This is a genomic window from Collinsella tanakaei (assembly GCF_016902615.1).
Lineage (GTDB): Bacteria > Actinomycetota > Coriobacteriia > Coriobacteriales > Coriobacteriaceae > Collinsella > Collinsella tanakaei_A.
The window spans coordinates 1-23,091 of the sequence record NZ_JACJMB010000002.1; the positions used below are offsets into that span (position 1 = coordinate 1).

General features: G+C 65.7%; 19 protein-coding genes. 9 read left to right on the forward strand and 10 right to left on the reverse strand.

From position 1 onward, the window contains the following. Positions 1-2: 2 nt before the first annotated feature. The 3 genes from H6A21_RS00885 to H6A21_RS00895 all read right to left on the reverse strand — a co-directional run bounded on the left by H6A21_RS00885 (position 3) and on the right by H6A21_RS00895 (position 1,228). Positions 3-464, reverse strand: a complete 462-nt coding sequence (locus H6A21_RS00885) for an aminoacyl-tRNA hydrolase (protein WP_204559836.1) — start codon at positions 462-464, stop codon at positions 3-5. A gap of 135 nt (positions 465-599) precedes the next feature. Then, entirely contained in the window at positions 600-1,076 is a 477-nt protein-coding gene (locus H6A21_RS00890) for an HAD-IA family hydrolase (RefSeq protein ID WP_204559714.1), read from the reverse strand. Beyond that, positions 1,073-1,228 carry a hypothetical protein gene (locus H6A21_RS00895; RefSeq protein WP_204559715.1) on the reverse strand — a complete coding sequence of 52 codons (156 nt, stop codon included), beginning with the start codon at positions 1,226-1,228 and terminating at the stop codon, positions 1,073-1,075. Before H6A21_RS00895 ends, H6A21_RS00890 begins: the two co-directional genes overlap by 4 nt. A gap of 178 nt (positions 1,229-1,406) precedes the next feature. On the opposite strand from H6A21_RS00895, the gene H6A21_RS00900 reads away from it, so the two are divergent. Then, positions 1,407-4,832: an SNF2-related protein gene (locus tag H6A21_RS00900; protein ID WP_204559716.1), complete on the forward strand. Its 3,426-nt coding sequence runs from the start codon at positions 1,407-1,409 to the stop codon at positions 4,830-4,832. Between the two features lie 59 nt (positions 4,833-4,891). Here H6A21_RS00900 and H6A21_RS00905 read toward each other — a convergent pair whose 3' ends face one another. From H6A21_RS00905 to H6A21_RS00925, 5 genes are all read right to left on the reverse strand, one after another. After that, the gene (locus tag H6A21_RS00905) at positions 4,892-5,389 is read right to left on the reverse strand and encodes a gamma carbonic anhydrase family protein (protein ID WP_204559717.1); all 498 of its coding nucleotides are present in this window, start codon (positions 5,387-5,389) and stop codon (positions 4,892-4,894) included. Between the two features lie 112 nt (positions 5,390-5,501). Further along, positions 5,502-6,569, reverse strand: a complete 1,068-nt coding sequence (locus H6A21_RS00910) for an S-layer homology domain-containing protein (protein WP_204559718.1) — start codon at positions 6,567-6,569, stop codon at positions 5,502-5,504. 117 nt (positions 6,570-6,686) lie between these two features. Continuing rightward, entirely contained in the window at positions 6,687-7,658 is a 972-nt protein-coding gene (locus H6A21_RS00915; protein WP_204559719.1) for a magnesium transporter CorA family protein, read from the reverse strand. 134 nt (positions 7,659-7,792) lie between these two features. After that, positions 7,793-8,659 (reverse strand): ATP-dependent sacrificial sulfur transferase LarE, encoded by an 867-nt coding sequence (locus H6A21_RS00920; protein ID WP_204559720.1) that lies wholly within the window; start codon positions 8,657-8,659, stop codon positions 7,793-7,795. Positions 8,660-8,740: 81 nt separating this feature from the next. After that, positions 8,741-9,808, reverse strand: coding sequence for a substrate-binding domain-containing protein (locus H6A21_RS00925; RefSeq protein ID WP_204559721.1), 1,068 nt, complete (start codon positions 9,806-9,808; stop codon positions 8,741-8,743). 229 nt (positions 9,809-10,037) lie between these two features. On the opposite strand from H6A21_RS00925, the gene glmS reads away from it, so the two are divergent. After that, positions 10,038-11,888 (forward strand): glutamine--fructose-6-phosphate transaminase (isomerizing), encoded by a 1,851-nt coding sequence (glmS, locus tag H6A21_RS00930; protein WP_204559722.1) that lies wholly within the window; start codon positions 10,038-10,040, stop codon positions 11,886-11,888. A gap of 190 nt (positions 11,889-12,078) precedes the next feature. On the opposite strand, the gene H6A21_RS00935 is transcribed toward glmS, so the two are convergent. Then, the gene (locus H6A21_RS00935) at positions 12,079-13,095 is read right to left on the reverse strand and encodes a LacI family DNA-binding transcriptional regulator (protein ID WP_204559723.1); all 1,017 of its coding nucleotides are present in this window, start codon (positions 13,093-13,095) and stop codon (positions 12,079-12,081) included. 432 nt (positions 13,096-13,527) lie between these two features. On the opposite strand from H6A21_RS00935, the gene H6A21_RS00940 reads away from it, so the two are divergent. From H6A21_RS00940 to H6A21_RS00970, 7 genes are all read left to right on the forward strand, one after another. After that, positions 13,528-14,739, forward strand: a complete 1,212-nt coding sequence (locus tag H6A21_RS00940; RefSeq protein WP_204559724.1) for a sugar ABC transporter substrate-binding protein — start codon at positions 13,528-13,530, stop codon at positions 14,737-14,739. Positions 14,740-14,835: 96 nt separating this feature from the next. Further along, the gene (locus H6A21_RS00945; protein ID WP_204559725.1) at positions 14,836-15,783 is read left to right on the forward strand and encodes an ABC transporter permease; all 948 of its coding nucleotides are present in this window, start codon (positions 14,836-14,838) and stop codon (positions 15,781-15,783) included. A gap of 14 nt (positions 15,784-15,797) precedes the next feature. Then, positions 15,798-17,300, forward strand: coding sequence for an ATP-binding cassette domain-containing protein (locus H6A21_RS00950; protein ID WP_204559726.1), 1,503 nt, complete (start codon positions 15,798-15,800; stop codon positions 17,298-17,300). Between the two features lie 13 nt (positions 17,301-17,313). Continuing rightward, on the forward strand, positions 17,314-18,285 hold the full coding sequence (locus H6A21_RS00955) for an ABC transporter permease (RefSeq protein ID WP_204559727.1): 972 nt from the start codon (positions 17,314-17,316) through the stop codon (positions 18,283-18,285). 150 nt (positions 18,286-18,435) lie between these two features. Then, positions 18,436-19,932, forward strand: coding sequence for an L-arabinose isomerase (araA, locus tag H6A21_RS00960; protein WP_204559728.1), 1,497 nt, complete (start codon positions 18,436-18,438; stop codon positions 19,930-19,932). Positions 19,933-20,050: 118 nt separating this feature from the next. After that, positions 20,051-21,658, forward strand: a complete 1,608-nt coding sequence (locus H6A21_RS00965) for a xylulokinase (RefSeq protein ID WP_204559729.1) — start codon at positions 20,051-20,053, stop codon at positions 21,656-21,658. Between the two features lie 136 nt (positions 21,659-21,794). Then, positions 21,795-22,502 (forward strand): L-ribulose-5-phosphate 4-epimerase, encoded by a 708-nt coding sequence (locus H6A21_RS00970; protein ID WP_204559730.1) that lies wholly within the window; start codon positions 21,795-21,797, stop codon positions 22,500-22,502. A 115-nt stretch (positions 22,503-22,617) separates the two neighbouring features. Here the strand turns inward: H6A21_RS00970 and H6A21_RS00975 are convergent, their stop codons facing one another. Beyond that, positions 22,618-23,070 (reverse strand): C-GCAxxG-C-C family (seleno)protein, encoded by a 453-nt coding sequence (locus H6A21_RS00975; protein ID WP_204559731.1) that lies wholly within the window; start codon positions 23,068-23,070, stop codon positions 22,618-22,620. Positions 23,071-23,091 lie beyond the last annotated feature (21 nt).

Genomic DNA, 23,091 nt, shown 5'->3' on the forward strand with positions numbered 1-23,091 from the left:
GTCTAGTACAGGGGTAGGCCGCCGGTGATGGGATCGACCTGGTCGGGAAAGAGCGGTTCGAGCGCCAGGCAGGTGTAGGTCGGCTCCCCGTGGAACTCGGTATAGCCCGCGTCGCGCACGAGCGCCGAGATGAAACCCGCCTCCTGCGCGCGCCGGTGCAGGTCGAGAAGCTCCTCTTCGGAATCGACGTACACGCAGATCTTGGCGACGCCTTCGGAGAACCACGCCTCAAGGGGCGATGCGGCGGCTCCGGGTTCGAACCCTTGCGTCTTTGCATCGAACGTCGCGTCTTCCAGCGCGATGGTCTCCGGTGCGAGCTCTATCCAGTCGTCGCCGGAAACGCGGATGTCGCCGAGCCGGTTGTCGCGCACGAGCGCGAGCAGCACCGCCTCGACGCATGCGTGGCCCGCTTGAGCCGCGATCTTGCCTTTGCGCATCTTGAGGTCGCGGCGCATGACGATCATCTGCTTTGCCTTGTACACGGTGGAATCCTCCCGGGATCGATGGCGGGTCGTGCCCTGTGGATGGTATCGCGTACGAAAGTCTAGCGCTAAGTTGTCTGGTGCGCGCGATGCCGCGTGCGGGCGCGGATCCGTGCGCTAGCCGACCGCGTCCAGGATGTCTATCGGCTGCTCGAGAACCCAAGCCGTGTTCGCCGGTTCGGTGTGCGTGAGGTCGCCCCATGCCGCGTAGCCGAAATCCATGCCCGCGTTGCGCGCCGCCTCGGCATCGGATGCCGCGTCGCCGATGTAGATGGCGTCGGCGGCGGCGACGCCGAGCTGCTCCAGGCAGACGAGGAGCGATTCGGGGTCCGGCTTGTGGCTGCTCACGTCATCGGCCAGCACGGCCGCGCTCATGTAGCGGTCGATTCCCGCGGCGACGATGTCGATCTGGTACTGAGCGCGCGCCTTGGACGATACGACCGCCTGCATCACACCGCGCTTTCGCACCTCTTCGAACACGCGGTCGAAGCCGTCGTAGACCGTGGCCCCCTCCTCGTATTCGTTCACGTAGCGCACCCAGCGCGCATGGGTGCCCTCGCGGTCCTCGACGCCGAGCTCCTCCATGACCTTCATGCCCGGATACGCCGCAACCTTAAAACCCGGTCGAACGTCCAGTCCTGCCCGGTTTCCTCTTTGATGATGCGCATCAGGGGGTACATATTCATGTTGAGGGTATTGAGGATGGTGCCATCGATATCGTAGATGACGGCGCGGTAGCGGCTCATGGGGTGCCTCGCAATCGATAGGGGTGACTTCCCCATGGTCGCATAGCGGGCGCGCGCCGCATCGTGCATGTTCGTGCCGTCTGGTGAGCGGCGTGGCGGCGGCGACGCTCGCACAGTCGGGCGCCGGTCGGGTATAGTTGCGCATGCGAGGAGTGATGCGCATCAAAGGGGTGTTTCGGTGAACGGGGATCGCATGGTCGAGCGCCTCCGCGATGAGGCGGCGCTTTCGAGCACGTACAACAAAGGGCTCGCGCTCGCGCGCGGAGGCGCGGTCGCCAAGCTGGATTTCATCGTGGGCTCGATCGGCTCCACCGTGTCGCTGTCGGGCAGCGTCGAGGGCTCGCATGGCGCGCGCTACCGCACCGAGGTTCAGGTCGACGCCTCCGATGACGAGATCCTCGACTACAGCTGCACGTGCCTCGCCGCGGCGAACTACGCGGGCATGTGCAAGCACGAGATCGCGCTCGTGCTCGAGTATCTCGCCCGCAACGGGATGGGGCCGGTGCTCGCCGCGCGGCCCGCTCCCGTTGCCGCGGCCACGTGGGCACCCGCGCCCAGGGCGCACGCCCAGGCGCCCACGAGCCCCCAGGTCTCAGAGCTGATGGAGTCGCTTGTCTCCCGGCGGCTCGATCGGGCCGATGCCGCCCGCTACATGCGCCCCCATGACGATGGGGGCCGCATCGAGCCGGTCGACCTTGCGGTCACGCTCTCGACCGGGCGCGACTCGTATTACGGGGACCGCTCATGGTGCATCAAGCTGAGCGTCCGGCGCGGGTCGGTGCGCTACGTCGTGAAGAACATCGCCGCGCTGGTGGATGCATGGCGCGCCGGCAGCACGGTCGTGTACGGCAAGAACCTCACCTGCGTCCATGTGCCCGAGGCGTTCACCGGGCGCGCCGCCGCGCTGATCGATATCGTCACGCGGGTGGTCTCGAGCCAGCAGGCGCTGTTCCTCTCGCGCTGGAAGTATCAGGAGGCGGGTCGCGGCACCGACATCAAGGACCTGCCGGTGTCCGATGCGGATCTGATCGATATCCTCGACGTCCTGCAGGGCGCCGAGATCACCTTCGAGCCCGATGACGGTCCCTACGGCACGCGCGGGAAGGCGCGCCGGATGGTCGTGACGTCGGGCGACCCCGAGCCCACGGCGCGCCTCGAGCCGGCGCTCGACGGCGGATACGACCTGCGCGTCGACGGGGCGTCGTACTGCTTTGCGGCGGCCTCGCGCATGTACGTCACCGACGAGCATGCGTTTCTCCGCTGCACGCCCGACTATGCGCGGCGCGCCTCGAGCCTGCTGCCCCGCCTGCTGCCGTGCCGCACCAAGCTGCATATCGCCCCGGGCGACCTGCCGGCATTCTGCCGGGACGCGCTCCCCATCATGCGGGAGGTCATGAGCCTGGACGCCCCCGAGGCGCTCGACGCGCTGGTTCCTCCCGAGGCCGCGTTCACCTTCAAGATCGGCCTGGACTGCGGTCGCGTGTCCTGCGACGTGAAGGTGGCGTACGGCTCCTGGGAGGCGCGCCTGTACGGCAGCGGCCCGCGCGAGCTCGCGCCCGCCTTCGGCGGCGCGCGCGACGGCGCCTCCGTCGCGCCGGCGCGCGACCTCGCGGCCGAGTACCGCGCCATGGAGGCCGTGGAGGCCTATTTCCCCGGTGGACGCATCGAGCGCGGAGAGCTGCCCGGATTCGACGAGGACGACGACGAGAGGCTCTGCGACCTTCTGTGCCGCGGCCTGGTGGAGCTCGACGGTCTGGGCGAGGTGCTGCTGTCCGAGCGGCTGCGCGCCATCGAGGTGCGCGACAGCCCGAACCTGACCGTGCGGGCCACGGTGACAAGCGGCCTGCTCGACGTCGCGGTGGACACCAGCGGGCTGTCGCCGCGCGATCTCGCGGCCTACCTCGCCTCGTACAAGCGTAAGCAGAAGTTCGTGCGCCTGTCGAACGGCGACATCATGCGCTTGGGGGAGGGGGCGTCGGCGCTGGGCGACCTGGCGGACGGCCTCGGTGTCGACGCCCGCGCGCTCGCCGAGGGCGTGCACGGGCTGTCGGCCAATCGCGTCCTGTTCATCGACGGCCTCGCCAAGCGGGCCCGCGGCATGCGCCTGGCGCGCAACGACGCGTTCCGCGCGATCGTGCGCGATTTCGACACCTACGCCGACGCCGACTACCGGGTGCCCGCCACGCTCGCCGGCGTGCTGCGTCCCTACCAGCGCGACGGTTTCCGCTGGCTGGAGATGCTCGAGCGCTTCGGGTTCGGCGGCATCCTCGCCGACGACATGGGCCTGGGCAAGACGCTGCAGGTGATCGCCCACATCTTGGCGCGCAGGCAGGCCGATGCGGCGGAAGGGGGCGCATCCTCGCCCACGCTCGTGGTGTGCCCCGCGTCGCTTGTCTACAACTGGATGAGCGAGCTGGCCAGGTTCGCGCCCGAGCTCGACGCCGCGGCCGTGCTCGGCCCCAAGGCCGCGCGCCGCCGAATCATCGAGGGCGCGGCGGAGCACGATGTGATCGTGACCTCCTACGACCTCATGAAGCGCGATGTCGACGAGTATGCCGGCATCGTCTTCGCGCGCGTGGTCCTCGACGAGGCGCAGTACATCAAGAACCCCGCCACGCAGGCCGCCCGCGCCGCGAAGCGCCTCGAGGCCCGGGTGCGCTTCGCGCTCACCGGCACGCCCATCGAGAACCGAACATCCGAGCTCTGGAGCACCTTCGACTTCCTCATGCCCGGCGTGCTGGGCACGCGCGATGCCTTTGCCAAGGCCTACGAGGGGCCGGTCGAGGGAGGCGACGCGCGCGCGACCGAGCGCCTGCGCTGCCTCGTCGCGCCGTTCATCCTGCGCCGCCTGAAGGCCGACGTGCTGGCGGATCTGCCGCAGAAGACCGAAAGCGTGGTCCGTGCGCGTATGGCGGGGGAGCAGGACAAACTCTACCGGGCGAATCAGGATCGGCTCGCGCGGCAGATCGCCCACGAGATGCCGGCGGAGTTCAGGGCCGGAAAGCTCGAGGTGCTCGCGGAGCTCACCCGTCTGCGCCAGATCTGCTGCGACCCCTCGCTTGTCTTCGAGAACTACGAGGGCGGCAGCGCAAAGCTCGACACGTGCATGGAGCTTGTGGCGAGCGCGCTCGACGGCGGGCACAGCGTGCTTCTGTTCTCGCAGTTCACGACCATGCTCGACATCATCGCCCGCCGTCTTGCCGAGGCGGGCGTGCGCCACTTCATGCTTACGGGCTCTACCAGTAAGGAGGAGCGCCGCCGTCTCGTCGAGCGCTTCCAGGCGGGGGAGGCCCCGGTGTTCCTCATCTCGCTGCGCGCGGGCGGCGTGGGCCTCAACCTCACCGCCGCCGACGTCGTGATCCATTACGATCCGTGGTGGAATCTCGCGGCGCAAAACCAGGCGACCGACCGCGCCTACCGCATCGGGCAGGAGCGCGCCGTCTCCGTCTACAAGCTGATCTGCGCCGACACGATCGAGGAGCGGATCTTGAGCATGCAGGAGTCCAAGCGCGAGCTGGCCGAAGGGCTCCTGTCGGGCGAGGGCGTGCGCTCGACGGAGCTCACGCGCGACGACGTGCTCGCACTGCTGTCCTCGGGGCGGTAAGGGCCTCGAGCGGGCCGTGGCCGACCGGCTCGGGGCCCGTGCGTGCGCGTCGGGGCGCGTTAGGGGAGCTGCGCGCGGGCCTCGTCGACGTAGGCGCGCGCGTTCGCGAGGTTGTGCTCGCGCTCCTCGGGGGTGACGGCGCGGATGGTGCGGGCGGGGCTCCCCATGACGAGCGTGCCCGCGGGGATATGCTTGCCCTGCGTGACGAGGGCGCCGGCGCCCACGATGCAGCCCTCGCCTATGACGGCGCCGTTCAGGATGATGGCGCCCATGCCGACAAGAGAAGCGTCGCCTATGGTGCACCCATGCACGATGGCGCCGTGGCCGATCGTGACGTGGGCGCCGATGCGCACCGGTGCCCCGGCATCCACGTGCACCACGCAGCCGTCTTGGATATTCGAGCCCTCGCCGACGGAGATACCGTCGACATCACCTCGCAAGACGGCGTTGTACCAGATGCTCGCGTCGCGGGCGATGCGCACGTCGCCGCGCACGACGGCGCCCTGCGCGATATGCGCGCCAGGGTCGATGACCGGTTGCCTGTCCTTCGCGTCCATGTGCGCTCCCCTCCACGAGGCCGACCGAATCCGCCCCCTTATGGTAATCGCCCCCGGCGCCTCGCGGGGCGTCGGGGGCGATCGTGCCTGACGGTTTACGTGAAGGGCGGTGTCAGAACTGGCCGCCGCCCAGGAACGTGCCGAACCATTCCAGGTTGCCGGCGGACGCGGGCACGCCTTCCCGCCGTGCGCCGAAGACCTGGCCGTCTCCGATGTAGAACGCCACGTGGCCCGGGAAGAACGCGAGGTCGCCGTACTGCAGGTCGGCGGCGTCGGTCACGAAGCGCTTGCCGTTCGCGCGGAGCAGCTCGAGCTGGGCGCCGGCGCTGTGGGGCAGCGAGATGCCGATCTGGGAATAGGCGTACATGACGAGGCCGGAGCAGTCGAAGCCCGTCTCGGGCGACGCGCCTCCATAGCTGTACGGATAGCCCTCGAATCGCAGGGCGATCTCGACTGCGGAGGAAGATGAGGTGTCGATGCCGGAGTCGCTCGACCCGTCGCCGTCCGGCAGTGCGTCGATGAGGTCGCTAAAGACGACGAGCATCTTCGCCGTCTCGGCGCGCGTGGCGCTATCCTCAGGCGACAGCCGGGCGCCTCCGCCCAAGATGCCCTCCGTGACGGCCCACGCCATGGCGGGCCGCGCCCAGGAGGCGATGAGGTGCTGGTCGGGGTAGCCCGCAAGGCGGGATTCATCGCCAGAGGCCTCGGTGTGGGCGACGTTCGCGAGGTACTTGGTCAGCATGCAGGCGAATTCCTGGCGCGTGATCGGGTCGCCGGGGCGCACGAAGCCGTCGCTGCCGGTGAGGACCCCCGTCTCGGCAGCCCAGTTGATGGCCGGGATATACCATTGGCCTGCCGGCACGTCGACGAACGGGGTCCGGTTGATGCCCGAATAGTCCCCCTCGTCGGCCCCCGCGATGCGCATGAGCATGGTTGCTGCCTCGGCGCGGGTGATGGGGCTGTCGGGCCGGAGAGACATCGTGCCGTCGCCGTTGTCGGATCCCTTGATGATCCCTTGCGCGACGGCCCGATCGATGATGCCCGAGGTCTCGGCCCAGTGGTCGGCGGGAACGTCGGTGAAGCTGCTCGCCCAGGCGGGCTGGGCGCATGCGCCGCCGAGGGCGAGTGCGAGCGCCAGGGCGGACGTGCAGGAGATGATGCGGATGCGCGGTGAAGTCATGAAGCTCCTCTCGATCTGAGCCACTCTACCATGACCTCGTCGCGCTCCACCCCGTCTCCAGACCGCCCCAACCGCAGGTTGGCACCGCCCGCGCCCCTGTCCCTGCGGGCCTTCGCGTCAGCGCCACAGGCCCTTGCGCTTGAAGATGTATGCGGCGACGACGCAGGCCGCGGCGGCGAGGAGCGTGGGGAACACCCAGGTCCCCACGAACGGCACGCCCTCGAACGGCAGGCTGACGTTCATCCCGTAGAAGCCGAACACGATGTTGGGGATCGCCATGACGATGGTGATGACCGTCAGCACCTTCATGACGATGTTCAGGTTGTTCGAGATAACACTCGCGTAGGCGTCCATGGTGCCCGACAGGATGTTGCTGTAGATGTTGCACATCTCCTGCGCCTGGTGCACCTCGATCATGACGTCCTCCATGAGGTCCTGATCCTCCTCGTAGAGGGTGATCATGTGGCCGTGCATGATCTTGTTGAGCGTGACCTCGGCGCTCTTGAGCGACGTCGAGAAGTAGACGAGCGATTTCTCGAGCGAGAGCATCTGCAGCAGCTCCTCGTTGCGCATGGAGCCGTAGAGGTGCTGCTCGGTCTTGGTGGAGAGGCGGTCGATGCGGCGCAGGCACACCAGATAGCTCTGGGAGATGCGTAGCAGCATTTGCAGCAAAAAACGCGTGCGCATGCGCGTGTTCACCTGGCGCACGCGCCCTTGCGCCATGTCCTGCACGATGGGGCTCTCCTGAAGGCTCACCGTGACGATGATGTTGCGGTCACGCAGGAAGATGATGGAGATGGGCAGCGTGGTGTACTGCAGCATGGAAGGATCCTGCATGTCCTCCACGTCCTCTGCGCTCGGGTAGTCCACGATGACGAGGGTCTGGTTGATGTCCTCGTCGTAGTCGATGTGGGAGGTCTCCTCCTCATCGAGCGCGGAGCGCACGAATTCGGGGGCGATACCTACTGTTTGTTCGAGCCAGGTACTCTCCTCCCTTGTGGGTTCAACGACGTTGATCCAGCATCCGGCTTCCGGCATATCGATCTTCGACATCGTGCCGTCAAGCCCGGTCATGTAGCACTCGACCATAGGTGCCCCCTTTCGATTGCGAACCGCGAGGAGCGCGGGTACGCTTCCCGCGAGCTGCAGCCCGGCTGCAGCCGCGCCAACGATACCCCAAGGCGTCGCGCGGGGGCGTGCGGATTCCAAGTGTCAGGAAGACCTTACGCGCTCTTCACAGGCTGCGGACATTGCTCAACACCGCCCGCATCGCCTGCGCTCAGGGCCCCGTGGACATAGGGGACCGCCAGCTTATCGACCGCGCCGGCACCGCGCTCGATAAGCTGGCGGCGAATCTGATCCGGTAGCAGGACGCCGGCCGCCTCAGGCGTGCCGCCGAGGCTGCGCAGGCGCTCGAGGTCCTCAGGCGCCGCCGACACCTGGGCGGCGCCGTCCCGCAGGCGCACGCGCACATGGGCAAGCCCCAGGTCGTGCAGGCGGTCCTCGCAGGCACGCACGGTCTCGAGGTCGCGCGCGGTGAGCGTCACGCCGCAGGGGATGCGCGTGGCCAGGCAGGCGCCGGCGGGCAGCCTCCATACGTCAAGGCCCCATGCGCGCAGCTGCTCGCGCTCTTCCGCCTTGGTGATGCCCGCTTCCATAAGGGGGCTGCGGACGCCCAGCTGCACCAGCGCCCGCATGCCGGGGCGATAGTCGCCCGCATCGTCGGCGTTGCTGCCGTCGACGACCGTGTCGCACCTGCGCTCGCGCGCGACGTCTGTGAGCTTGGCGAAACCGGCATGCTTGCAGTGGTAGCAGCGATCTGCAGGATTCGCCGCGATCTCGGGCACGTTCAGGGCGTCGAAGGGGATGCGTACCACGGGCAGGCCGAAGCTGCGCGCGTCGCGCTCGAACGCCGCGCGCTCGGGCGTTGTGGCAAGCGGGTTATCGAGATGCAGCAGCATGGCGCGCTCGGGCAGGTGGTGCGCGCAGATGGCGGCGAGGTACGTGCTGTCAACGCCGCCCGAGTATCCGATGCCGATCGTGCCCATGTCTGCGAGGATGTCAACGAGGTGCGAGAGCTTGTCGTCCATGACTGCCTTTCTGCGGAAGCGAACGTGTGCGGTCCGGCGGAGCCTCGGCGGGCCGGTCGCACCGTACGGTTCCCGCATGCGCTACAGGTAGGTGCCGAGGTTGAGCGAGATGGCGTCGGTTGCCTGCAGGGTGGAGGCGCCGACGGTACTCGCCCGCGTGAGCATGAAGGGGCGCACGAGCTCCTGGTGGTTTTCGGTCGCGAGTTCGGCGCGCCCGGCGGGGGTCTTCGCCGCCTCGATCTGGGCAAGCAGGAAATGGATGCCGCGCCGGCCGATCTCGTAGCCGATTGGGGCGCAGGTGGTGAGCGGGATGTTGCCGCCCCAGGCGAGCGGGTTGCCATCGCACCCGGCCACGGCGATGTCGTCGGGGACGGAGCGGCCCGCCTGCGTGATGCCGGCGATGGCGCCGACCGCGAGTACGTCCGTCAGGCCGCAGACCGCATCGGGCCGCTCGCCGGCCGGCAGCTCGGCCAGGCGCCGGCCGAGCTCGAAGCCCTCGGCGGCAAGGTCTGCGGTACCCTCGTTCATGACCACGAGCTCGATCTCAGGGTGAAGCTCCATGGTGCGCTCGATGCCGACCAGGCGCTGCGCTAGGCGATCCGTTGCCGCGGCGCCTATGACGGCGAGCCGGCGGATGCCGAGCGCGGCCAGGTGGCCGGCGATGAGGGCACCCTGCGCGCGGGCGTCGGAGGCGACGTAGTAGCCCGCCGCGTCGCTTACCGTCTCGAGGTGGACGATGGGGACGCGGCCGGTCGCCGATGGGCGCGTGCTCGCCTGCTGCACGAGCACGCCTGAGACCTGCGTGCCGGCGAAATAGCGCATGTATCGCTCCTCGGTGTCGGCGTCATCGTTGGCGGTGGCGATCAGCAGGCCATAGCCCTGGCGGTTGGCCTCGACGCTGGCGCCGCTGGCGATCTGCAGGCTGAGGCCGTGGTTCAGCTGGGGCACCACAAGGCCGAAGGTGGGGTTCGTGCCGCCGGCGAGCAGCCGTGCGCTCTGGTTGGGGGCGTACCCGAGCTTGCGAATGGCCTCGTTCACCGCGGCGAGCGTCTCGGCGCGCACCTTCTCGGGGTGGTTGAGCGCATTCGATACCGTGCCGAGCGCCACGCCCGCCTCGCGCGCGACGTCGCCGATCGTTACCTTGCTCACGCTTCCTCCTTGGTGCGAAATGGTGCATCGTGTTTGCAATTGTACCGCTTCAATTATGCATGGCCGATATACCCCGTGCAGGTCTTGCCAATCGGTTCATCTATCTGTACTTCATGTGGTATTCCGAATTGCATACCAGTCACGGCAGCGTTTCCGTACAATAGGCGCACCAATGCAGACGAGAACATCGATGACGCGTGCAGCATGCGTTGTCGGAAGGGAGGTGCCCATGTGCGGAATCGTCGGATACACGGGGGCCGATACGGCGAAGAGCATTCTGACCGACGGGCTGAAACGCCTGGAATACCGTGGTTACGACTCTGCGGGCGTCGCGCTGGAGCGCATGGGCGATGCCGGCTCCTGCGAACTTGACGTGGTGCGCCGGACGGGTAAGGTAGCGGGGCTCGAAAGCGAGCTCGTCGCGCGTGACGATGCGAGCACCTGCGGCATCGGCCATACCCGCTGGGCCACGCACGGCCGCCCCACGCAGGCGAACGCCCACCCGCATGTGAGCTGCGACCATCGCATCGCCGTGGTTCACAACGGCATCATCGAGAACTTCGCCGAACTGCGCGTCGAGCTCGAGGAGCGCGGGCACCGCTTCGCGAGCGAGACGGACACCGAGGTCTTCGCCCACCTGATCGAGGAGGCCTATGCGCGCGAGCATGACCTCATGGCCGCCGTGCGCGCGGCCTGTACGCGCGTGGTCGGCGCCTACGGCATCGCCGTCGTGTGCGCCGACGAGCCGGGCGTCATCGCGGTCGCCCGTAAGGACAGCCCCATCGTCGTCGGTCGCGGCGAGCGCGGCAGCTATGTGGCCTCCGACGTCATCGCCCTGATCGACGCCACGCGCGACGTCGTCGTGCTGGAGGACGGCCAGTTCGCCCGCCTCTCCCCGGACGGCATCGAGTACACCGACGCCGAGGGCGCGTGCATCGAGCCCGAGGTCACGCATATCGACTGGGATATCGATACGGCGGAAAAGGGCGGCTACCCTGATTTTATGCTGAAGGAGATTTACGAGCAGCCGCGCGTCGTGCGCGACACGCTCGTAGGGCGCCTGAGCCCCTCCGGCGAGCTCGATATCGACGAGCTCGGCCTCAGCTTCGAGGAGCTCGACCTCATCGACCGCGTCTACGTGATCGCGTGCGGCACGAGCTACCATGCGGGCCTTATCGCCAAGAACCTCATCGAGGGCTGGGCGCGCATCCCCTGCGAAGTCGAGGCGGCAAGCGAGTTCCGCTACCGCAACCCCATCATCACTCCCTCCACGCTCGTGGTCGCCGTGTCTCAGTCCGGCGAGACGGCCGATACGCTCGCTGCCATCCGCGACGCGCGCATCAAGGGCGCGAAGGTCTTCGGCATCACCAACGTCGTGGGGTCGCCCGTGGCGCGCGAGTCCGACGGCGTCATCTACACCAAGGCGAACAAGGAGATCGCCGTCGCGTCCACCAAGAGCTTCATCGGCCAGGTGGTGAGCCTGACGCTGCTCGCTATGCTGCTCGGCCAGGTGAAGGGCCGCCTGACGACCAGGCAGGTTCGCATGCTCTTCCACGAGCTCGGCGACACGGCGGCGCAAATCCAGTGGATCTTGGATACGCAGGTCGAGGCTGTGCACAAGGCGGCGCTCGCCTGTCGCGACGCGCACTCGGCGCTCTTCGTGGGGCGCGGCATGGGTGCTGCCATCAGCTGCGAGGGTGCGCTCAAGCTCAAAGAGGTCAGCTACCTGCACGCCGAGGCCTATGCGGCCGGCGAGATGAAGCACGGTCCCATCGCCTTGATCGACCCGGGCTTCCCGGTCATCGCGGTCACGACGAGAAGTCCTACATACGACAAGGTCGTGTCGAACCTGAAGGAGTGCGAGGCGCGCGGCGCGATGATCGTGGCCATCGCAACGGCGGGTGACGAGGATATCCGCGCCATCGCCGACCACGTCATCTACATCCCGCCCGTGCGCGACGCCTTTTCCGCCATCACGGCGACTGTGCCGCTGCAGCTGCTCGCGCGCGACGTGGCGGTGTTGCGCGGATGCGATGTCGATCAGCCGCGCAACCTCGCGAAGAGCGTCACGGTGGAATAAGGACTATAGAGAGGACACCTGTTGGGCTTCCCGACATGTGCATAGGGCGCGACCGGAGCTTGCAACCCTCCGGTTGCGCCCGTATCTGTGTGGCGGGTGCCTGCGGGTTCGGACTGCGTCCTCTTCGCTTGTTACTCGCGTCCGACTCGTCGCAACCGGCCTGCCGCTAAAGACTTTACTCGGTGTTTCCCTAGATCAGCGACCGCACGCTCTCGCGCTCCACAAAGGCGGTGCTCAGGTGCGTCACGCAGGTGTAGGTCGTGGGGCGCTCCACCTGCTCGATGAGCTTGCGCACGGCGATACGGCCTAGGTCGGTGCGCGGAACGTGTACCGTGGTGAGCGCCGGGTGCACGATGCCGGCGAACTCGACGTCGTCGAATCCCACGATGGAGACGTCACCGGGAATGTCGTAGCCCATTTCGGCAAGGGCCTTCATGGCGCCCACAGCCAGCGCGTCGTTCTCGGCGAAAAACGCGGTGGGCATGCCCGGTTTGGCTTCGAGCCAGGCGAGCATGTCGCGGTAGGCGCTCTCCATCTTGTCGGTGCCGAGTGACACGCGGTACTTGGGGTCCGGCCGCACGCCCGCCTCGGCAAGGGCACGCTCGTAGCCGCGCTCGCGCAGCGGGAAGTTGCGGATGCGGAGCTTGCCGGCCAAATACCCGATTTCGCGATGGCCCTTGCGCACGAGGTAGCGCACGGCGCGGTAGGCCGATCCCTCGTTGGAGAACAGAATCGACTCGATGAAATGCGTGTCGCTCTGGCCGTCCACGAGCACAAGCGGCACGGGGGCGTGCGCGAACAGGTCGTAGTCGCGCTGCGTCATCTCGGTGCCGAGCAGGATGATGCCCGCCGTCGGGTCGCTCATGATGGCGGCGAGCTCGCGCTGGCAGGTTTCGCTGTCGGCGAGCTCGACGGTCGTGTAGGAGACGGTCAGGCCGTTGACGCGGGCCTCCTCCTCGACGCCGTTGACGACCGCCAGACGGAACGACCCCTCGTCGAGCATGCGGCCGGAGTTGCGGCCCATGACGAACTGGACCTGGCGCAGCTTCGCGGGGCGGCGGTATCCCATGTCGGCGGCGACCCTGCGGATCTCCGAGGCGGTCTCCTCACTCACCCCGCGCTTGTTGTTGAGGGCGTTCGAAACGGTTGCGGGGGAGTACCCGGTGCGTCGGCTGATTTCACGGACGCTCACTTTCGATCCGGACATGCTCCCCTCCTTCAGCTAAACATTTACTAAACATTTGAAGTGTAACGCTTATGTACCTTATGTGTGCAGCTGAAACACGAACAACCCGTGAACGGTAGATAAATGGGTTCTCAGCGAAATATCGGCTGGTAGACCGCTGAACTGGTAAATCTATGTACAGGGCAGTAGGTTCATACCTAATAACATACAGCAAAACTAGACAAACCGTTTACCAAACAAAAAATACCGTTCATGGGTTAGTACACCCCATTTCTGCTCACTCGTCATATAAATATTTTTGTCGATGTTCGGCAAAGCGTTTAGCAAATGTTTAGCTGCGTGCCGCCGGACACGTGACGCGGGCGTGCATGCGCCCTGACGGCACAGAGGTTTTGGCCTTTAGGTTTCCCGCTGCGCAGGAAGGCTGCGGGAGGTTAATGGAAGGGGTATCCCATGAAAGAGGTATCGAGGCGCAACTTCGTGAAGTTGAGTGCAGCGACCGCCGGTCTCGGTCTGACCGCTGGCGCGCTTGCAGGCTGCAGCGGCGGCGAGAGCGGTTCCGGCTCTGCTGGCGGTTCCGGCGAAAAGGTTAAGATCGGCGTCTCCATCTGGAGCTCCACTGACGCTTTGGGTTCCCTGTCCAAGAACATCCTCGATAAGGCCGCCGGCATCCTTGGCATCGACCTTACCTACGTCGACCAGGGTCACGTCTCCGAGCAGGTCACCGCGTCCATCGAGACGCTGTGCGCCGCCGACTGCCAGGGCATCGTCGTCTGCAACTCCGCTGACTCCGAGATGCAGGCCGCTATCTCCACCTGCGACCAGAACCAGGTCTACCTGGCCCAGTTCTACCGCATCATCAACGAGGAGAACAGCCCTGAGGTCTACGCCACCGCTCAGAACTCCCAGTACTATGTCGGCGCCGTCCACGAGGACGAGGTTGGCAACGGCGAGAAGCTCGTCGAGCTGCTCACCATGGACAACCCCGATGCCTACGAGGGCATCCAGAAGGGCGCCCGCAACATCTGCCTCGAGGCTTGGACCGTCGGCGACGCCACGTTCCAGCAGCGCTGGATCGGCTACCAGAACGGCGTCGACGCTTGGAACGCCGAGCACCCCGATGACCCGGTGACCATGACCGAGCCGGTCTACGCCAACACCTCCTCCTCCGAGGGCGCCAAGGTCACGCAGCAGTTCGTGAACAACTATCCCGACATGGATGCCCTGATCGTCGCCGGCGGCGGCGGCGACCCGCTCGTCGGTTCCGTGGGCCAGCTCGCCAACATGGGCAAGACCGGTACCATCCGCGTCGCCTCCACCGACTTCCTCGAGGACCTCAAGGAGCAGCTCGAGACCGGCGGTATGTACTGCGAGTCCGGTGGTCACTTCTGCGACCCGCTGTATGCCCTGCTCATGGTCTACAACGCCATCCAGGGCAAGGAGGACTTCGTCCCCAAGCAGGGCGAGTTCGGCCTGGACATCTCCTTCCCCTACGTCTTCGTGTCCTCCGTGGGCGAGTACGAGGACTACGAGAAGTACTTCGTGGACGACGATCCTTACACCGATGACGAGATCAAGGAGCTCGCGGACCTGAGCTTTGACGAGCTCAACGAGGCCGCCACGTCCCTGTCCATCGAGGACGTGAAGACGCGCCACGGCGAGTAAATCTTTGTGCCATCTTCCTGAAGCGGGGGGCAAGTACCCTTACCGGGTCTTGCCTCCCGCTTTTAGAGTTGCATCCATCTTGGGAAGGAGAGGTGTATGGACGCAATCAAAAAGCTCCAGCAAAGCCAGTGGTTTGGCGTGGGCTTCCTCGTCATACTCACCATTATCTGCTGGGCGATCTTCAAGGTCCTGCGTCCCGATACGTTCGGTTCGCCTGAGCAGATCATGACCTACCTGCAAAGCGCGCTGATCTACGCGGTCGGCGGCTGCGGTATGTACTTCATCGTCACCCAGGGCCTGTGGGACTTCTCCATCGGCTCTGTCCTCGTGCTGTCCTGCCTGATGTCCATCGGCTGCAGCCAGATGTTCGGCGTCGTGGGCCTCGTTGCCGCCCCGATCATCTGCGGCGTGCTGCTCGGTTTCTGCAACGGCCTTGCCTACACGGTCCTGCGCATCCCGTCGCTGATCGTCACCACCGGCCTGTCGCTCATCTACGAGAGCTTCAGCGTGTTCGCCGCCAACTGGGCCGGCACCCGTCTGGACGCCCAGTACAACATGTTCGGTTCCTATCCGTACAACGTGATCTTGGCGCTGATCGCCTTCTTCCTGTGCGGATTCATCCTGAAGTACACGAAGGTCGGCACCTACATCAACGCCATCGGCACCAACGAGCTCACCGCGAAGAACATGGGCGTCGACGTCGACAAGTACAAGTTCCTCGCCTTCATCCTGTGCTCGGGCTTCGTCGGCATCATGGCCGTGCTCTACATCGGCTACGGCACCGCCCAGACGCCCATGACCGGCATGCTGTCCCAGTCGCTGAACTTCACCCCGCTCATGGGCGCGTTCTTCGGCCTGGCCTTCAAGAAGTACGGCCACCCGGTCGTCGCCATCGCCATCGGCGAGCTCATCATCTCCATGATGTTCGCCGGCTTCGTGGCCCTCGGCATGCCCACGACCATCAACAACGTCGTCACGGGCCTCACGCTGCTGATCGTCGTCACCCTGACCGTCAAGCGCGTCAAGGGCGCCGTCGTTAAGTAAAGGAGGGATACGCTGTGTCAGATAAACTGTTGCTTCACGCAGATAAGATCGACAAGAAGTTCGGCCCCACGCACGCCGTCAAAGAGGTGTCCCTCGACTTCTACGCCGGCGAGATCCACGCCCTGATCGGCGAGAACGGCTCCGGCAAGTCCACGTTCACCAACATGCTCACCGGCATCCTGCCCATCGGCAGCGGCACCTTCACGCTCGATGGCAAGCAGATCGCCCCGAAAAACCAGGTCGACGGCAACCACCTGGGCGTGGCCGTCATCGTTCAGGAGCTCGGTACCCTGAACGGCCTGACGGTCGCCGAGAACCTGTTCTTGGGCGACGAGGGCCGCTTCATGAAGTACGGCATCAAGAACACCGCCGCCATGAACAAGAAGGCCCAGGAGCTGCTCGACGGCTTCGGCCTGGAGAAGGTCCGCGCCACCGCGCCCATCGAGAACTACAACTTCGAGGAGCGCAAGATCATCGAGATCCTGAAGTCCACGTGGTTCGACCCGAAGGTCCTCGTCGTCGACGAGACCACCACCGCCCTTTCGCAGGACGGCCGCGAGAAGCTCTTCGAGGTCATGCTCGACGTGCGTGCCAAGGGCCACTGCGTCATCTTCATCTCCCACGACATGGCCGAGGTCCTGCGCATGTCCGACCGCATCTCCATTCTGCGCGATGGTGACTACATCACCACCATCAACGCCAAGGATGTGGACGAGGACCGTCTGAAGACCCTCATGGTCGGCCGCGAGATGGACGACAACTACTACCGCACCGACTACCCCAACTACGCGACCGAGCCGCAGGGCGAGATCGCCATCATGATGCAGAACGTGAGCGTCCCCGGCTCGCTGGACAACGTGTCCCTCGAGCTCCACAAGGGCGAGATCCTGGGCATCGGCGGCCTGTCCGAGTGCGGCATGCACGAGGTCGGCAAGGCTATGTTCGGCGCGTCCTACGACCGCGAGGGCATCGTGCAGCTGGGCGACGGCACGAAGATCAACGACATCAACTCGGCCATCAACCACTCCATCGCCTATGCCTCCAAGGACCGTGACAACGAGAGCCTGCTGATCAACGACACCATCCAGGACAACATCACGCTGCCCTCGATGCGCGACATGGGCCTGGTTCTTCGCCAGAAGAACCTCAAGGCGTTCGCTAAGAAGTATGCCGACATCATGTCCACCAAGATGGTCGGCGTCGACCAGTACGTCTCGGCGCTGTCCGGCGGCAACAAGCAGAAGGTCGTGCTTGCGCGCTGGCTGGGCAAGCAGTCCAACATCCTGCTGCTCGACTCGCCGACCCGCGGTATCGACATCGGCGTCAAGGCCGACATCTACCAGCTGCTCGCGGAGATGCGCAATCAGGGCAAGGCGATCCTGATCATCTCCGAGGAGATCATGGAGCTCATCGGCATGTGCGACCGCATTCTGGTCATGAAGGATGGCAAGATCAACGGACAGCTCTTCCGCAGCCCCGATCTTACCGAGCAAGACATCATCGCGAAGATGATTTAAGGAGGCGAAACAGATGGCTTCTACTAATACGAAGGCTGCGGCTGCGGTCGAGGAGAAGAAATTCGACTGGTATCGCGTCAAGAGCTTCTTGCCCATCATCAGCTTCGTGGCGATCGTTGCGATCTTCGCCATCCTGACGGGCGGTGCGCTCATCACGCCGCGTAACATCACGCTGATCATTTCGGGTGGTTTCACCCTCATGATCGCGACGGTGGGCGTCTACATGATCATGTCCATGGGCTGCCTGGACTTCTCCCAGGGCTCCATGATGGGCCTGTCCTGCGCAGTGGTGTGCTTCCTGTCGCAGTACAACCCGATCCTCGCCGTGCTGGGCGGTATGGCCACCGGCGCCGCGATCGGCCTCATCAACGCCCTGTTCCACGTCAAGGGCCAGGTCCAGTCGTTCGTGGTCACGATGTGCATGATGTTCCTGCTCCGCGGCGTCATCGCCTACGTCACCACCTCCAACCCGGTCTACGCGGCCACCTACCTGACCGCGCTCGCCACCAACACGCCGCTGCTCATCGGCATCGTCGTCGTGGTGCTCGTCATCGCCTACCTGGTGCTGCACTTCACGGCCCTCGGCTCCAACCTGAAGGCTATCGGCGCCTCTGAGTCCGGCGCCCGCTTCGCCGGCATCAACGTCCAGCGCACGAAGATCATCATCTACGTGGTCGCCGGCGCCATCACCGGTTTCGCGGCACTCATCAACGCCATCCGCATCGGCTCGGTCACCTCGCAGGCCGGCAACATGCTCGAGACCCAGATCCTGATCGCCCTGGTCCTCGGCGGCATGCCCATCAACGGCGGCGCCCGCTCGCGCTTCTCCAGCGTGATCACCGGCGTCCTGTCCTACCTCGTGCTGCAGCGCGGCCTGGTGATGCTCGGCTTCACCACCGAGATCCAGCAGCTCATTCTGGGCGTCGTGTTCGTCGTCATGGTCGCCATCTTCTCCGAGCGCGCGGCCAACCAGGTCATCAAATAGCCCGTCGTGCGGGGGTCGCTCCCTGCGGCCCCCGCCGCACCTATGGCTTATGGCAGACCGGACGGGTTTTTGCCATAATGCCGCGGGCGCATAACAGCCAAACCCGTCCGCCCCTATGTAATCGCCGCGAGAGCAAGGAGATATGCAACTATGCTCGAGATCAAGAAGTACAAGTTCTATTTCTGCCCCTGCACCCAGGACCTGTACGGTGACGAGGTTCTCCAGCACGTGGCCGAGCACTCCGCCGAGGTCGTCGCCGCGCTGAACGCTTCCGACAAGGTCCCGTTCGAGGTCGTGCTCAAGCCGAACCTGCTGACCGCCGACGTCATCCAGGCCACGTTCAACGAGGCCAACATGGATCCCGAGTGCGCCGGCATCATCACCTGGGCCCACACGTTCTCGCCCTCCAAGAACTACATCGCCGGTCTCACTGACCTGCGCAAACCGCTGTGCCAGTTCGCGACGCAGTACAACGAGGAGATTCCGTACGACACGATCGACATGGACTTCATGAACGAGAATCAGGCTGCCCATGGCGAGCGTGAGCTCGGTCATATCTTCGCCCGTATGCGTTGGAACCATAAGGTCATCTTCGGCTATTGGAAGGACGAGTCGGTCCTGGCTGAGCTCGGTCAGTGGCAGCGCGTCGCGGTCGGCATCAACGAGAGCCGCAACATCCGCGTCTGCCGCTTCGCCGACACCATGCGCAACGTCGCGGTGACCGACGGCGACAAGATCGAGGCCCAGCAGGTCTTCGGCTGGACCGTCGACGCTTGGCCTGTCAACGAGCTCGTGCCCTACGTGGACGCCGTCACCCCCGCTGAGGTCAAGGCGCTCGCCGACGAGTACTACGACACCTACGACATCGTGCTCGACGGCCGCGATCCCGAGGAGTTCCGCGCTCACGTCGAGGTCCAGGCTGCGCAGGAGATCGGTATCGAGCGCTTCCTGGTCGACCACAACTACAACGCCTTCTCCGATCACTTCGGCGATCTGGGCGGCCTGAAGCAGCTCCCGTCGCTCGCCATTCAGCGCCTCATGCAGAAGGGCTACGGCTTCGGCCCCGAGGGCGACTGGAAGACCCCGGCTATGGTCCGCCTCATGAAGGTCATGACCGCCGGCGATCCGAACGCCAAGGGCTCCGCCCTCATGGAGGACTACACCTATAACCTGGTCCCGGGCAAGGAGGGTATCCTCGAGTCCCATATGTCCGAGGTCGACCCGTCCATGGCCGAGGGCAAGATCGCCATTCGCGCCACGCCGCTGTCCATGGGCGACCGTGAGGACCCGGCGCGCCTGATCTTCACCGCCAAGACCGGCCCGGCTATCGCCACCTCCCTCATCGACCTGGGCAACCGCTTCCGCCTGATCATCCAGGACGTCGACTGCAAGAAGGTCGAGAAGCCCATGCCGATGCTGCCCACCGGCACCATGTTCTGGACCCCGCGCCCGAACCTCAAGGTCGGCACCGAGGCCTGGATCTACGCTGGCGGCGCGCATCACACCGCGGTGTCCTTCGACCTCACGGCCGATCAGATGATCGACTGGGCCGACGCCATGGGCATCGAGAGCGTGGTCATCGACGCCAACACGAACCTCCGTGACTTCAAGCGCGATCTCAAGCTCGGCGAGGTGTACTACCGCTAACGGGTTCGGGTGCGCCCCTGCAGCGTAAGACTGTGCGGTGCAATCCAGCTTGTCAGGTATCATCAGCCGCGTCCCGCCCCGTCGGGGCGCGGCCTTCTTCTTTATTGAGGAGAGGCTCATGGCCATGACGAAAGAACAGATCATCGCCGACATCGAGTCCGGGGCGACCGCTCTGGGCATCGAGTACGGCTCGACCCGCATCAAGGCGGTGCTCGTCGCATCTGACAACGAGCCTATCGCCATCGGCGCCTTCGACTGGGAGAACTCGCTGGTCGACGGCTATTGGACCTACAGCGAGGACGAGATCTTCGCCGGGCTCGCCGCGGCCTATGCAGCGTGCAAGGCCGATGTCGCCGAGAAGTACGGCGTGACGCTGAAGAAGATCGGCGCGCTGGGCATCTCCGCCATGATGCACGGCTACCTGCCGTTCGACACCGCGGGCAACCTGCTCGTGCCGTTCCGCACCTGGCGCAACACCACCACGACCCAGGCCGCTCACGAGCTCTCCGAGCTCTTCGCGTTCCACACGCCCGAGCGCTGGAGCGTGTCCCACATCTACCAGGCCGTGCTGAACGGTGAGGAGCATGTGGACAAGATCGACTTCTTCACGACGCTTGCGGGTTTCGCCCACTGGCGTCTGACCGGCGAGAAGGTGCTCTCCGTCGGCGACGCGTCCGGCATGTTCCCCATCGACTCTGAGACGCATGACTACGACGCCACCATGCTCGCCAAGTTCGACGAGCTCGTGGCGAGCAAGGGCGTCGCCTGGAAGGTGGAGGACCTGCTGCCGAAGATCCTCGTTGCGGGCGAGTGCGCGGGGCATCTGAGCGCTGAGGGCGCCAAGCTGCTCGACGCCGACGGCGACCTCGAGCCCGGCTGTCCGGTCTGCCCGCCTGAGGGCGACGCCGGCACCGGCATGATCGCGACGAACTCCATCGCGCCGCGCACCGGCAACGTGTCCGCCGGCACCTCGGTGTTCTCGATGATCGTCCTCGAGCACGCGCTGAAGGACGCCACCGCGCCCGAGATCGACCTCGTGACGACGCCCGTGGGCGACCCCGTCGCGATGGTGCACTGCAACAACTGCACGTCCGACATCAACGGCTGGGTGAACCTGCTGTGCGAGTTCGCCGAGCTCATGGGTGCCGATGTGGACAAGGGCGACGCCTTCGTCAAGCTCTTCGGCGCTGCACTCGACGGCGATAAGGACGCCGGTGGCCTCGTGTCCATCCCGTTCATCTCCGGCGAGACCGTCATGGGCGTCCAGACCGGCTACCCGCTGGTGCTGCGCGGCCAGAACTCGAAGTTCAGCATCGCCAACTTCATGCGTATGAACATCATGGCCGCCTTCGGCGCCCTGGCTGCCGGCAACGAGGCGCTGCGCGCCGAGGACGTGAAGATCGACAAGCTCTATGGCCACGGCGGCATCTTCAAGACCCCGAAGGTCGCCCAGAGCCTGCTTGCCGCGGCGCTCGAGGCCCCGGTCACCGTCATGGCGACCGCCGGCGAGGGCGGCGCGTGGGGCCAGGCCGTCGCTGCCGCCTACATGGCGTGGCACGAGGAGGGCGAGTCGCTCGCCGACTACCTCAACAACAAGGTCTTCGCCGACATGGAGGGCACCACGCTCGAGCCCGACCCGGCCGACGTCGAGGGCTACCGTGCGTTCCTCGCCACCTTCAAGCAGGCCAACGAGGCCGAGAAGGCCGCCGAGCGCGCGTTCGCGTAGCGTTTCGCGTCGCTTCCCCTTCCGCGGCCGCCGGGCATTTTGTACTAGACGACCATCGTCCGGCGGCCGCCTTCCGAAGGGTCACCGATGCCGGATGCCCTGCGGCACCCGGCTTACGAGAAAGGATTATTCGCCCATGATGCTCAAAGAGCTTCGCGAGAAGGTCTACGAGGCCAATATGGACCTTCCCAAGCACGGCCTCGTCGTGTTCACCTGGGGCAACGCCTCCGAGTTCGACCGCGAGAGCGGTCTGTTCGTGATCAAGCCCTCCGGTGTGGATTACGACGAGCTCAGCCCTGAAAACATGGTCGTATGCGACCTCGAGGGCAAGGTCGTCGAGGGCGACCTCAACCCGTCCTCCGATACCGCGACGCATGCCTTCCTCTATCAGAACTGGGGCGACAAGATCGCCGGCGTCGTGCACACCCATTCCGCCTGGGCGGTTGCCTGGGCGCAGGCCGGGCGCGACGTGCCCGCCTACGGTACCACGCATGCCGACTACTTCTACGGACCCGTCCCCTGCATGCGCGGCCTGACCGAGACCGAGATCGAGGAGGCCTACGAGCTCAACACCGGCAAGGTGATCGTCGAGGGTTTCACCGAGCGCAACATCGACCCGGTGGCCGTGCCCGCCACGCTCGTGCGCAACCACGGCCCCTTCACCTGGGGTAAGGACGCCGCGCAGGCGGTGTACCATGCCGTGGTGCTCGACGAGGTCTGCAAGATGGCTGCGCGCACCGAGATGCTGCAGCCGGGTGTCGAGCCCGCTCCGCAGCACCTGCAGGACAAGCACTACCTGCGCAAGCACGGTCCGAACGCCTACTACGGCCAGGGCGCCCACTAGCGCAAAGCTCATCGAGAGATGAAAAAGCGAGGGATTCCGCGGCATGCGGGGTCCCTCGCTTTGTGTTGCATGGACTGTGAGCGCGGTCTACGGCCGCTGGTGGCAGCGCCTCTCCCTACGGCTCGATGGTGACGCCCAGCTCGCGGCCGAGGATCTTTGCTGCCTCCGTCGCCGCGAGGGCGCAGTTGTTCTGGCACTGGCAGACGCGCTCGTCGCTTGTCCACTCCATGCCGCGCGTGAGGATGCGGCAGCACGGGGTGCGACGTCCGATGCCTGCGCAAAACGCGTCGTGCAGCTCTCCGGAGGCGGGCTTGGCGCGCTCCTTGGTTTCGAGCATGAGGCCCAAGAAGGTCACGCCGCCGGCAAGGGCGCCGCAGATGCAGCCCGAGCCGCCGAGGCCTGCGCCCATGCCGGCGCCCGCCGCGACCACGCTGCGCGGGAAGTCGGGCTCGAAGGCGTCCCAAAGGGCGGCGATGACCGACTCGCTGCAGTTCAGATGGTCGGGCCCGGGCCGGTTGTTACGCTTGGCCGCTTCCTCCAAGGCGCTGAGGCTCACCGTGTCGCGCATGTTCGTTCTCCTCTCGTCGAT